The organism is Rhizobium mayense (assembly GCF_030272705.1).
GTDB lineage: Bacteria > Pseudomonadota > Alphaproteobacteria > Rhizobiales > Rhizobiaceae > Rhizobium > Rhizobium mayense.
In genome coordinates this window covers 228,025-241,163 of record NZ_JARFYM010000002.1, presented here as the reverse complement: position 1 = coordinate 241,163, position 13,139 = coordinate 228,025, and the positions used below count along the sequence as shown (strand labels likewise).

The 13,139-nt window shown below is 59.6% G+C and carries 8 protein-coding genes; 5 read left to right on the top strand and 3 right to left on the bottom strand.

The window, feature by feature from the left end:
• Positions 1-24: 24 nt before the first annotated feature.
• From PY649_RS03770 to PY649_RS03755, 4 genes are all read left to right on the top strand, one after another.
• Complete coding sequence (locus tag PY649_RS03770; protein WP_285866820.1) at positions 25-2,586, top strand: patatin-like phospholipase family protein; 2,562 nt, start codon at positions 25-27, stop codon at positions 2,584-2,586.
• A gap of 440 nt (positions 2,587-3,026) precedes the next feature.
• Complete coding sequence (locus tag PY649_RS03765) at positions 3,027-4,745, top strand: thiamine pyrophosphate-binding protein (RefSeq protein WP_285866819.1); 1,719 nt, start codon at positions 3,027-3,029, stop codon at positions 4,743-4,745.
• A gap of 170 nt (positions 4,746-4,915) precedes the next feature.
• Complete coding sequence (locus PY649_RS03760; RefSeq protein ID WP_285866818.1) at positions 4,916-7,762, top strand: peroxidase family protein; 2,847 nt, start codon at positions 4,916-4,918, stop codon at positions 7,760-7,762.
• Positions 7,759-9,180 carry a hypothetical protein gene (locus PY649_RS03755; protein ID WP_285866817.1) on the top strand — a complete coding sequence of 474 codons (1,422 nt, stop codon included), beginning with the start codon at positions 7,759-7,761 and terminating at the stop codon, positions 9,178-9,180. The genes PY649_RS03760 and PY649_RS03755 overlap by 4 nt, the downstream gene beginning before the upstream one ends.
• Before the next feature lie 81 nt (positions 9,181-9,261).
• Here the strand turns inward: PY649_RS03755 and PY649_RS03750 are convergent, their stop codons facing one another.
• The gene (locus PY649_RS03750) at positions 9,262-10,164 is read right to left on the bottom strand and encodes a LysR family transcriptional regulator (RefSeq protein WP_285866816.1); all 903 of its coding nucleotides are present in this window, start codon (positions 10,162-10,164) and stop codon (positions 9,262-9,264) included.
• Positions 10,165-10,257: 93 nt separating this feature from the next.
• On the opposite strand from PY649_RS03750, the gene PY649_RS03745 reads away from it, so the two are divergent.
• Positions 10,258-11,292, top strand: coding sequence for an aldo/keto reductase (locus tag PY649_RS03745; protein ID WP_285866815.1), 1,035 nt, complete (start codon positions 10,258-10,260; stop codon positions 11,290-11,292).
• A gap of 9 nt (positions 11,293-11,301) precedes the next feature.
• On the opposite strand, the gene PY649_RS03740 is transcribed toward PY649_RS03745, so the two are convergent.
• Both PY649_RS03740 and PY649_RS03735 read right to left on the bottom strand, forming a co-directional pair.
• Positions 11,302-12,072, bottom strand: a complete 771-nt coding sequence (locus PY649_RS03740; RefSeq protein ID WP_285866814.1) for a gamma-glutamyl-gamma-aminobutyrate hydrolase family protein — start codon at positions 12,070-12,072, stop codon at positions 11,302-11,304.
• 179 nt (positions 12,073-12,251) lie between these two features.
• A complete protein-coding gene (locus tag PY649_RS03735) occupies positions 12,252-12,998 on the bottom strand; it encodes a YoaK family protein (protein WP_285866812.1) in 747 nt (248 codons plus the stop codon).
• Between the last annotated feature and the right edge of the window lie 141 nt (positions 12,999-13,139).

Below are 13,139 nucleotides of genomic sequence, written 5' to 3'. Positions count from 1 at the left end.
CGTTCTCGGTGATGGGTGGGGCGCATGACCCTGGATTTCGAAGCAATCTTCAAACGGGAGCTGGATGTCGTCAATTTCCGGCGGGAGTCACTACAAAGTGGCGGCGTCGAAGCGGATCGCGCCCACCGCCACTCGACAACGCAAGGCGCCGCAGGCATGAGGTTCCACGTCCCCCGTCATGCCGCGAAACTGTCGCAGGACTATACTGGGACAAGCAGGCGCGGCACGGTTCGGATGGAGACCGGCAGCAACCTGACCGGGCTTTCGTTTTCCGGCGGCGGCATCCGTTCCGCCGCTTTTTGCCTGGGTGCCTCGCAGGCGCTGGATTCGCTGACGCGCGATGGCGAGCCACATGTCTTCGACGCGTTCGATTATCTCTCCACGGTGTCCGGCGGCGGCTACATCGGTACATCCATCGTCTCGGGCATGATGCAGGAGCCCTATACGTTTCCTTTTGCCAGCAAGCTCGATTCCCAGGAGACGCCGGAAATCCAGCATCTCAGAAACTATTCGAACTTCCTCGTCCCGAACGGAACGATCGATTATCTGACGAGCTTTGCGCTTTTGATGCGCGGACTGCTGGTGAACGCGCTGATCGTCCTGCCAATCCTGCTTCTACTTGCCGTATTCACCGTCGCCTGCAATCCTCGTTCCACCGATCTAGGGCAGCCGGATATCGTCGGCTTTCCACTCAGCGGCAGCGGGCTACCCTTGATCACCATCAAGGGCCTGGAAGCCTTTACATTGACGATCAATGTAACCATCGTCGTCTTAGCCCTGATGTTCGTCAGCGCGATCGCAACCTCCCTGACATTTCAGACTAGCCAGTTGGTGACGCGCGAACGGCTTGCATGGATGCTCGGTTGGCTTGTGGCTGTCATCGCCGGCGCCTTTCTCCTCGAACTGCAACCGCTCATCCTCAGCGGTATGTTCGAGGGATCAACGACCGCTGAGGCAAACATTGCTGGTCTTGAAAACAGCGGCTTGAAGAGCCTCCTTTTGGCCATCGCGCATGTGGTTCCCGGGCTCGCCAGCGTCCTCCTCCCTACAGCGCTCGCGCTAATCGGCGCGGCACAGAAGCTCGCCAACATCGCGAGAGCGACGCTTGGAGAGGCGACCTGGACGGCAGCGCTGCAGAAATATGCGAGCCGCATCGCCCTCTATCTTGCCGCCCTCGTCGTGCCGCTGCTGCTATGGGTCTCCTATCTCTATCTCAGTTTCTGGGAGATTACGCCCGTTGCCGACCTGGGCTCTGCTCCTCCGCCCACGCCCGTCGCGCCGTCATGGCTTTCTGCGGCGTCTGCCCTTGTCGCGGACCATATCCCTGCGATCGGGAGGCTCGGTGCCATCGGGTCGCTCTATCTGTGGGTCGCCTTGCTGCTCGCCTTCGTCTGCCTCTTCATCGGTCCCAACTCCAACTCGCTCAACCAGCTCTACCGGGACCGTCTCAGTCGGGCCTTCCTGTTTGAGCGTGTACGTCTTGGAAGCAACAAGCCATCGATCGATGTCGACCGCTGGAAATTCTCGTCGTTAAAACAGTTCGATGCCGGGAGAGGCCATTGGAGCCGGGGAGCCGCCTATTCGCCCTATCTTCTTGTCAACACCACGATCAATCTGATCGCGTCGAAGGCCCTCAACAAGCGTGGTCGCAATGCCGACAATTTCATCTTTAGCCCGTTGTTTATCGGTAGCCAGGCAACGCGCTATGTGGCGACGCAGGAGATGGAGGATGTTGTCCCGTCGCTCAGTCTTGCGACAGCGATGGCCACGTCCGGTGCGGCAGCATCCGCGAATATGGGAAACCATACCGTCAGAATATTGACCTTCAGCCTTTCCTTACTGAACGTCCGTCTCGGTTACTGGCTTGCCAATCCGGCAAGGCTCGACGCGTTGCGTCGCTGGTGGAACCGGTGGTGGTCGAATTTCGGTACTTGGTATTTCGCCAATGAAACCGCGGGTCGTTTGGATGAGAAAAAGCTGAATGTCTATCTGACCGACGGCGGCCATATCGAAAATCTCGGCATATACGAATTGCTGCGCCGCCGCTGCAAGGTCATCCTTGCCATCGACGCGGAAGCTGACCCGAGCATGACGTTTGAGTCTTTCGTGAAGCTCCAGGTCATGGCGCGCATCGATCTCGGTATCCGCATCGAGCTTCCCTGGCAGCACATCCAGAAGAGAACATTGGAAGTGGCCAACGAGATGGCATCCAATACCGGCGGGCCAATAAAATCCAGGGGACCTCATGCCGCCGTCGGAATCATAGAATATGGTGAGGACGAGAAGGGCATATTGCTTTACGTGAAGTCGTCGCTAACCGGCGACGAGAATGACTACATCATGGACTATAAGCGGCGGAACCCGACGTTTCCGCACGAGACGACGCTCGATCAATTTTTCAGCGAGGAGCAGTTCGAGGTCTATCGTGCGCTCGGCTTCCATGCCGTCCAGCACTTTCTCAGTGGCGCCGATGAGTTCGCTGAGCCATCGGCTTTGCCAGCCGGGTGGAGCGATGAGCTTCTAACGGCACTCGCATTGCTCAATGTTCCGCCACAGACGCGCGACCGCTTCAGCGCGCGACTTTAGAGACAGCCATGTGCATGCCTCCTCGGCGGACCCGACAGCGGCTGCGGTCTGACTGGGTGGGTTTTCGATCATAAATTGCTCTAGAAAAACTGCGTTAAACATTGTTATGGTCGAGATAATCGGAGCCGCGGTTCGACGTTATTTCCTTGTGGTAATCTGAGGTTGAAGTTTATTTCAAAATGCGCAAAGATGGTCGGAACGATAAGGGATAGCGCCATCATCCCGTCTAGTCGCAGTTTGATTCGACAGCATATTTCAGCTTCGGTTGCTTGGATTTTTTCGCGCGGAACGCGACGGGTCTGAGCAGGCAGATTTGGCTCTTATAGATATTTCCTAATATTTGCGAATGCTTGAAACGCAGAAGCAGTGTCTTTCCGTATTGACAGCGCAGTTGGGAAATAGGCGCACCAGTCCATATGTGCGTTTGGGGGGTGTTCTCGATGAGAGTCTACGAGGCGATCGTAAAGGCACTTGAGGGAGTGGGGGTCGGTGCCGCTTTTGGCGGAGCCGGCGAGAATGCCGCAGGTCTCATGCTTGCCCTCAAACATTCCTCAATCAAGGCCGTCATTACCCGCCACGAACAGGCGGCTTCGTTCATGGCGTGCGGCTATGCCATGCATTCGGATCGTTTGGGCTTTTGCTTTGCGACTGCGGGGCCGGGCGCCTTCAATTTGTTCTCCGGTCTGGCCGTTGCCATGTCGGATTCCTATCCGGTAGTGGCCGTTTCCGGCTACGCCTCCCTCGATTGGAAGGGAAAGGGCGCACTGAACGAAACCTCCGGCGTCAGTCGCACTCCGGATTCCCAGGCGATGTTCGCGGCCACCACGAAGAAGTCGTTTCTGCTAACGGATGCTGCCAAAACCTGCGACGTTGTCGAAGAGGCCGTCAATCTGGCCTTTGACGGCCGCCCTGGCCCGGTTCACATCCATGTCCCGGAAAACCTGACGCATCATGGCGTATCCGTTGACAACTACCGCGATATCAATCTCCAGCGGCGTCCAGTGCTACCGGATCCCAAGCGGGTGAGCGAGGTTGTTGGGCTTCTGGCGGATGCTATTGCCAAAAATAAGAAGATATTGGCCTTGATCGGCTTCGGGGCCGTTCGCAGCGGCGCGGGCCTGGAGTTGACGGAACTCCTGGAGCGCTATCAGATACCGTTCGCGACGACGCTCGATGGAAAAGGCATCATCTCGGAGCGCCATCCTCTCTCTGTCGGTGTGTTCTGCGACAGCGGCCACAGCGCGGCCTGGAAGGCTTTCCTCGATGCCGATGTGATCTTTGCGGTGGGGAATTCCTTCGCGCAGCACGCCACCTTCAATTTTCGCGATGACCTCCTGACTGGCAAGACGCTCGTCCACATCAACATCGATATCGGCGAGATCGACAAGGTCTATAAGGCAGACGCCGCCATCATCGGCGATGCGAAACGCGCGGTCGCGGCGCTCAACAAGGAAATATGGCCGAAGGCTGCCGCCGTGCCACCTCGGCCTGCCGTGGGGCGCGACTACGACGCGGAGCGGATCGTCCATCTCACCGATGATATCCATCCCGGACAGCTGGCCCAAGCGGTCTCCAAGCGCCTGCCGCCGAATGCCATTATGCTTGCAGATGCGGGCGCGCACCTCGCCTGGCTCGGCTATTATCTTGAGCTTTCGCCGGGACAGTTCTTCCGCAAGCCCGGCGGGTTCGGGCCGATGGCCGGACATGTCAATGGCGCGCTTGGCGCCAAATGCGCCAATCCTGACCGTCCCGTGATCGTTGGCTGTGGCGACGGGTGCTATTTGTTGTCGGGTTTCGAGCTTCTGACCGCCGTTCAATACGACATCCCTGTCATCTGGATCATTTTCAACGACGGCGAGTTTAAGCTCATCAAGCTTTATCAGCTCGAAGCTTACGCGGAATCGGGTCTGGTGGAATTCGGCAATCCAGACTACGTCGCCTATGCCAGGGCCTGCGGCGCACAGGGATACAGGGTGGAGACGATCGACGAGTTCGAAAGAGCCTTCGACGAGGCACTCGCATCAGGCAAGCCCACGATCATCGATGCCCACATTACGCGACTTGCGCTGCCGCATTACAGTCCTTCGCCGAAAGGGCTTCTGTCTGGTATCGCGGAAATGGTCGAGGAGCGGATTCTCCCGGGTCGGGGTATGCAATAACCAATTTGTTCGTCGGCGCAATGGGCCGAGATCAGAAGGCGTTTCTCGGTCGCATCGCGGACGGCGGCGGGAAAACGGGGGATCGTCCGCCTCTTTTCAATCCCATGCATTCCCATCGGCACGGTGCGCCAGAAGCCATTGTCCGATGCGTTCAAGGAGGGTGAACGAGAATGGAGTGGAGTGAGTCCTATCAAGGGGGAGTGGAGGCCGAGCGCTTGGCATTCGAGGGCCTCGCTCAGGATATGATGCGTGTCCAATACAAGACGCGCGCCTATGCCAAGGCGGCCGATATTCAGCGCGCGTTTCACAGCAAGGCGGTCTTTGCAGCTATCGACGCAGAGCTGAAGTTCGTCGATGATCTGCCCGAAAATCTTAGGTTCGGGTTTGCCGAGCCCGGTAAGAGCTATTCCGCGATGCTGCGCCTCTCCAATGCCAGCGGCTACGGTCAGCCAGACTATAAACCCGATCTGCGCGGCTTGGCGGTGCGGATCAATGTCTCGGATCAGGAGAAGCACGATCTCTTGGCGACCAATTTCCCCGTTTCCCATGCACGCGACGCCAAGCAGTTCGTTGCCTTCGCCAAGGCAACGGCGGGCGGAGGCTTGAGCCGGCTCTTTGGGGTGATCGGCCTCGCCTTCACTTTCGGGCCCTCCGAAACCCTGCGGATGATCCGCAACGTCACGACCGGACGCAATCGTAAAATCCGCAGCCTGGCGCTTGAGACATTCTGGAGCCGCGGCGCGATCTGTTGGGGCGACAGGTTGGCGGTGCGCTATTTCTTCCGTCCGGCACCGAATGCGCCGCATGCTCCCGATCCTTCCGAGACCGATCCTGGCTATCTCTCCACAGAGCTTGCCCGGCGGCTGGAGGTCGGGGACATCAATTACGAACTCTGTCTCCAGCTTTTCGCCGACCCGAGGTCGACGCCGATCGAGGACACGTCCATTGAATGGACGGAGACCGCCTCGCCTCCGATCAAGGTGGCAGACCTCCAGGTCAGCAAACCGAAGACTGGCGATGCCGAAACCATTGCCAATGCCCGCCTTGTCGACGAACTGGCTTTCAACCCCTGGAACACGACCGATGCCTTCAGGCCGCTCGGCAATCTCAACCGGGCACGCAAGGTGGTCTACGATGCGAGCGCCGCCTATCGCCACAGTTTCCGCTGGACGACCCCGGTTCCGCTTCGCAATCGGGTGGCGGGGAGCATTGCGCGTAGCGCTTTTCTCGTCATCAACCGGTTCATCGTCTGGCACCGGCTGCCGCTGCGGCTGAGCCTGCTCAATCTCGACGCTTTCCGCTACGTCCTGCGCGAAAAGAACCTGATCGGGACCGACCCGGTCGAGGCGCCGCCGGTCGCTCGCCCGACGCCGCCGCCGGCTATTGCCGAAGGCGAGCGGCAGATGCGGACCTATGACGGCACGTTCAACGATCTGTCGGCGCCGAAGATGGGCGCCGTCGGCTCGACCTTCGGCCGCAACCTCCCGCCGGTTTTTGCGCCCGAACTGTTCGACACGCCCAATCCGGTGATGGTTGCGCAGCAATTGCTGCATCGTGACACGTTCATTCCGGCGCGCTCACTCAACATCCTCGCTGCCGCCTGGATCCAGTTTCAGGTCCATGATTGGGTCAACCATGCCCGCCATCCGCTCGGAGAAAAGGACGTCGTCGTGGGCCTTCCCGCCGGCATGAAATGGACCAGCGAGGTCGGTGGCAAGCCGGAAGACGTGATGCGAATTGCCGGAAACATGGAGATCAGCGGCTATGACGGCAAGCCACCCATCTATTTCGGCAATGCTGCTTCGCATTGGTGGGACGGATCGGAGGTTTACGGTCCCGACAGCAAGAAAGCCAAGGATCTGCGCGAGGGTCCGAAGATACGCCTTGTCGACGGGCACCTGCCGGTCGACGTCCACGGCTTCGAAGTGACGGGCTTCAACGAGAGCTGGTGGCTCGGCTTGAGCGCCATGCACACGCTGTTTGCCCGTGAACACAATCTGCTCTGCGACGAGCTTCGACGCCAATATGGCAATTGGGAGGACGAACGCGTCTACCAGACCGCCAGGCTGATCGTCTCGGCGCTGATAGCCAAGATCCACACGGTCGAATGGACGCCGGCAATCCTTGCGACCAAGGCGATCGAGGTTGGCCTCTCCAGCAATTGGAACGGCCCGCCCGCCAATGACTGGCTGACAAAGGCGGGCCTCTGGCTGGTAGACGCGCATGCCTCCACCGGCATTCCGAAGACGATGCCGGACCATCACGGCACGCCCTATTCGTTGACCGAGGATTTCGTCACCGTTTACCGCATGCATCCGTTGCTGCCGGACGATTATTGCTTCTACAACCACAAGACGGGTGCCAGGATCGCCGAAAAGAGTTTCATGGACATCCAGGGCGCGGGCGCCGATGAGATGATGCGGCAATACGGTCTTCGCAACACGCTCTATTCCTTCGGCACGGCCCATCCCGGCGCCATCACGCTGCACAATTTCCCCCGCGCACTCCAAGCGTTCACGCGCGACAAGGAGATCATCGATCTTTCCGTCGTCGACCTCGTGCGGACGCGGCGCCGTGGCGTGCCGCGCTACAATGATTTCAGGGCCGGCCTGCACCGGCCGCGGATCAAGCATTGGGAGGAGTTGTCGACCAATCCTGAGGACGTGCGGCTGCTCAAGGAGATCTACGGCGACATCGACCGCATCGACACGGTGGTTGGTCTCTTTGCTGAACCGCCGCCGGAAGGCTTCGGCTTCAGCGACACGGCTTTCCGCATCTTCATCCTCATGGCGTCACGCCGGCTGCAGAGTGATCGCTTCCTGACGGTGGACTTCCGTCCGGAAGTCTATTCGCCCTTCGGGATGGACTGGATCGCCAACAACGGCATGACGAGCCTGATCCTGCGGCATTGCCCGGATCTGGCGTCGATGCTGCCGCGCAATGCCAGCGCCTTCGTGCCCTGGCGGCCTGTCCTCTTCGGCGGAGAAAAGCAGGATCTGGAAAGGAGGGCATCATGACGGACATACCCGGAGCGGATGACCTTTCGCCAACAAGCCCGACAGCGGCCGGAACCTCGACCGGCAATCGCGGGCTCGACGCGCTTTTCCGCAGGCCGTTGATCGAGACGATATGGCGACGGCGCACCCATCGTGTTAGCCAGGGAAGCTCGGTGCTGGCCGGGACGATGAGTTACGAGTCGCAAAATCCGCGCGAACCTCTTTCGGAGCTCGAAGAGGCGATGCTGATCGCCATCACGGGTTCGACGGGGCTCACCATGCCCGACCGGCCCTTTGAAGATCCAGCCACGCATCAGCCGATCATGGCCAAGCCGAACCTTGTCATGGAGGGCCGCACCGCCGGCAGCCCCGACAACGCCCAGGGCACGCATTTCTTCATGATCAACGATAGCGGCACCTATTTCATCCGCAAATTGCCGCCGCCACCGGACGGCGAGAAAGCGCTGACAGCGGAAAGGCTGATCGCCCGGGCAGCAGAGGCGAAGGTGCGCATTCTCGATCACCGCCTCGACGTTCCGGACGGCAAGCGTGCCTTTCCGGCTTATCTCGATTCCAATCGCTTCCTGTCGAACCTACCGGGCACGACGATCTTCCTGCCGGTTGTCGACCTCTCGCGACAGTATATCAACGGCATGATGTACCTTCTGACCCAGCCCGACGGCGCCCGGCCGGCAATCGTCGACGACCGCAACTTCTATCGGCTCGCTGGCGTAAAGCGCTGGGTGGACAAGGGCTTTCTGAACAAGGATATCAAGATCCCGCTCGGCGTCATTGGTTCTCTGCGCACGCAGATCGAGGCCGACCTGCTGTTGCAGAACATATTCCTGACTGCTGATGCCATGGGGCTCGGCGCCTGGATCCATGGCTCCATCAGCCCGCCGGTTCTCCTCGGCGATCCGAAATTCCTGAAGACTTACGGCCCCATGCTGGGCTTCGATGTCGTGACGCCACGCTGGCGCCTGATGGACATCCTGCGCTGGCAGGTACCGCTGCCACGCTATTCCAACCTGCGCAGCAACCCGATCGGACTGCGTTTCAAGGGGGAGCATCTGATCAAGGGCATGTCGCCACCCTATTACGACAGCATGGCTGACGCCGTTGCCGCGGTCGTCGAGGAGAAGTTCGGCAAGAACGGTCTCTTCAATGACCAGGCGCTTTTTGCCGAGATCTATAAGGACGACTACGGCAAGCGCTATCTGGCGGAAGCTGCCGTCTACAATGACGATGTCATCGGCTGTGCGCGGGACATCTGCACCTATATCTACGAAACGCATGGCCGGTTCCCCGCCCATTGCGATGCGATCCACGTGCCCGGTGTCTGGCTGCAGGCGCATCACGTCGAGATCGACTACTACGACCGGTTCTTCAGAAATGGGCTTACGGACGTTCACCGTTCCCATCATCAGGACTGGCATTGACGAGCGCGCGGGCGCGTTCCCGGGATGTCTGGTAGGATTACCGCAACCGGTCATAAAGAGATGATTGAAGACCGTTTCTCGTCACAGTCTGACATTGTCACGCAAGAACTCCAGAAGCGCCCGGACACGCGCGGGCAGGGGGCCGCCCTGACCGATGTAGACGGCATAAAATTCCTCGACATCGCCTGGGTTGAGCTCCTCGAGAACAACCACGAGACGGCCCGCATCGATATCTGCCTTGACCGTGAAGGCAGTAAGCCGTGCCATGCCGGCACCGGCAAGCGCAAGATGGCGCATGGCTTCGCCATCGCTGACTTGCAGGCCCGGCGTAACAGAAATTGTTATTGTTTCGCCGCCGCGCCGCATGGGCCAGCCTTCGATGACGCGGGAATAGGAAAAGCCGATGCGGCAATGTTTTTCGAGCTCGGCAAGCGATTTCGGCGCGCCGTGACGCCGGAGATAGTCCGGTGAGGCAACGATGACCCTGCGTGCGACGCCGAGTTTGCGGGCGGTCAGGCTTGAATTCTTGAGCGGGCCGGTGCGGATTGCAACATCGGCTCGCTCCTCCATCAAATCCACGACCCTGTCGGTGTGAAAGATATCGAGCGAGACGGCGGGATGCAGCGCCATGAAAGAGGGAATGAGCGGCGCCAATACATGATTGCCGAAAGAGCCACTGGTATTGATGCGAATGCGTCCCGCCGCCTGCTCACCGGCCGAGGCGTACCGCTCGGCCTCCGTGATATCTGCGAGGATCGTGATGCTACGCTCATAGAAAGCGCATCCCTCCGGCGTCAGCTGCAGGCGCCTTGTCGAGCGGTTGACAAGGCGCGCACCGAGGCGCGCTTCAAGACGAGTGACCAGTTTACTGACGGCCGACGGCGTCATGCGGCAGGCTGCTGCCGCTGCGGTGAAGCCGCCGAGTTCGACTGCGCGCACGAAGACTTCCATCTCGCCGGAGCGATTAATGTCCTGACGGCTCATGATGAATTGAAATCACAAATGCATTTCCTGGAGGCAATCTATATCACATTAGATGCAGCGTCTATCTCTGTTGAAACGGCAGGAGACAGACCAATGGAATACAGAAATCTCGGCGCATCTGGACTGAGGGTGCCCGTACTAAGCTTTGGAGCGGGCACCTTTGGCGGCAGCGGCCCGCTGTTCGGAGCTTGGGGGACAACGGATGCAGTGGAGGCGCGGCGTCTCGTCGATATCTGCCTTGAAGCCGGCGTCAATCTTTTCGATACGGCCGATGTCTATTCAGCTGGCGCATCGGAAGAGGTGCTTGGCCAGGCGATACGGGGCAGGCGGGATGCCGTCCTGATCTCGACCAAGACCGCACTTCCAACGGGCGACGGACCGGGCGATTGGGGAACATCGCGCTCGCGGCTGATCAAATCGGTTGACGACGCTCTGCGCCGCCTCGGGACGGCCCATATCGATCTGCTGCAATTGCACGCCTTCGATGCCTCGACACCGGTCGAGGAAACGCTTTCCACACTCGATCGTCTGGTGACAGCGGGAAAGCTTCGCTATGTCGGCGCCTCCAATTTCGCGGGCTGGGAACTCATGAAATCGCTGGCGGTCGCGGAAAAGCATGTCTATCCGCGCTACGTGGCGCATCAGGTCTATTACTCGCTTGCGGGCCGCGACTACGAATGGGAACTGATGCCGCTCGCCGCTGACCAGAATGTCGGCGCACTCGTCTGGAGCCCACTTGCATGGGGCAGGCTGACGGGCAAGATCCGCCGCGGCCAACCGCTCCCCGAGAAAAGCCGCCTGCGCGACACTGCCGCCTACGGCCCGCCGGTCGATGACGAAAAGCTCTTCGACATTGTCGAGGCGCTCGATGGCATCGCGGCTGAAACGGGCAAGACAGTACCGCAGATCGCTATCAACTGGCTCATCAACCGGCCGACTGTTTCAAGTGTCATAATTGGCGCGCGCAACGAGGAACAGTTGCGCCAGAATCTCGGTGCCGTCGGCTGGTCGCTGACGAAGGAACAGATCGACAGGCTGGATCGGGCGAGCTTGGTGACGGCGCCCTATCCCTATTTTCCCTACAGGCGCCAGGAAGGGTTTGCCAAATTGAACCCGCCGCTTGTTTGACGTTTCTGCTTAGCGGCTTTCCCGATGCCTTCTCACCGCGTCGCCGAACGCCTGGAATAAGGCACGGTTTACGGGATTGATTTGAGGATCGTATTCGGCGTGCCATTGCACGCCGAGCGCAAAACCCGAAGCATCCTTGAACCGGATCGCTTCGATCGTGCCATCCTCCGCAATGCCCTCGGCGACAACCCTTTCGCCGAGTTCGAGAATGCCTTGTCCGTGAAGGGAATTTACCCGAATCACGTCCCGGCCAAGAATGCGCGCGAAGGTTCCCTCCGGGACAAGCCGGACATCGTGGCGGTCGGCAAAAACCACCTCCGGATCAGGGTGGATTTCGCCATTCTCCAGGCGCGGCATCCGGTGGTTCATGCGTCCGGGCAATTCGCGAATTTCGGGATGCAGCGATCCGCCGGCGGCAACGTTCATTTCCTGAAAACCACGGCATATGCCGAAAACAGGCAGGCTACGGGCCACGCACGCCTCGATCAGCGGCAATGCCAAGGCGTCGCGATTCTCGTCATAAGGCTCATGCTTGGGATCCGGCGCGGTGTTGAAGTGTCTCGGATGCACATTGGCCCTTGCACCTGTCAGGAGAACACCGTCGACGATGGCCAGCAAGTCCGGAATATTGGTAAGTTTCGGGTTGCCGGCAAACATCAGCGGCAATGCGCAGGCGACCTCAGCTACGGCGCGAAGATTGTTTTCTCCGACGTGTTGGGCAGAATATTGGCTTTCCATGAGACGGGCATTCCCGATTACGCCGATCACGGGTCTCGTCATTTTCTGGTTCACCTTCAAGTCGCAAATGCCTGCCGCGCGCCTAAATCATCAGGCTCATCCGTGACGGCGATCGACACTATCGCCGCTGGTGCGACGATCGCGCAAGAACTATCGCGGCCCTAAATCGAAATACACAATTCCGATAATCTGAACAGAGCGGACGATGAGCGCGGGGCAAATCAGGACGACGACGAGACGGTGCCCAGAGCGGACAGCGTCTTTTTCGCGCGCCGAATTGCGTCCAGCGCGATCACCGTCAACAAAACCGCGGCTATGATGAGAAGGTAGCCGCCAACGGCGCGGTAGATGACGACTCCGAGAATGCCGCCGATCAGGAAGGCAGCGATGGTGTACAGGTGCAGCCGCAGCTTGGTCAGGTTATGTCGAGCCTCGGCTTTGGGCTCGCGTCCACATAAGATATCAAAGGCGATCGCAAGCTCGATGCCGAGATCGGTGGCCATCCCGGATACATGCGTGGTGCGCACGCGGGCATCTGAGATGCGGGTGACGACGGCATTCTGCACGCCCATCAGGAAGGCAAGGCCGGGAACGAGAACCGGCACGCGCCAGCTCGCCAACAGCCAGAGATCCGCGCAGCCGAGAAGGGCGAGCAGCACCGCTTCAGTCAGAATGCTGTAGGCGTAAATGGCGTGGACGTTACGGCGACGTCCTTCGTTGACGATAAGCGTCGACACCGCCGCGCCAAGCACGAATGCCACCACGATACCGCCGTAGAACAGGGCGGAGAGCCATTGACCAAGGGCGAGATGATCCGACAGTGTGGAGACGTTGCCCGTCATGTTGGCGGAGAAAAAGCCGACCGAGTAGAAGGCGGATGCGTTCAGCGCGCCGGCTATCCCAGCAAGCGAAGCCGCAAGGCCGCGATCGATCTTTTCGTTACGGTGAGAACCCTGTCTTACGAGCATGTGGTGTGAACTACTGGCGTGACGGCGTCGGGATTGCCGGGAGAGGTGGGGCTGCGGCTACGTGCTTTTTTCTCTTGCTTTGCAGGAATAATTTATTGGTTCGATAGGGCAGGAACGTTCGTTTGCGGGCGCTTGAGCGAG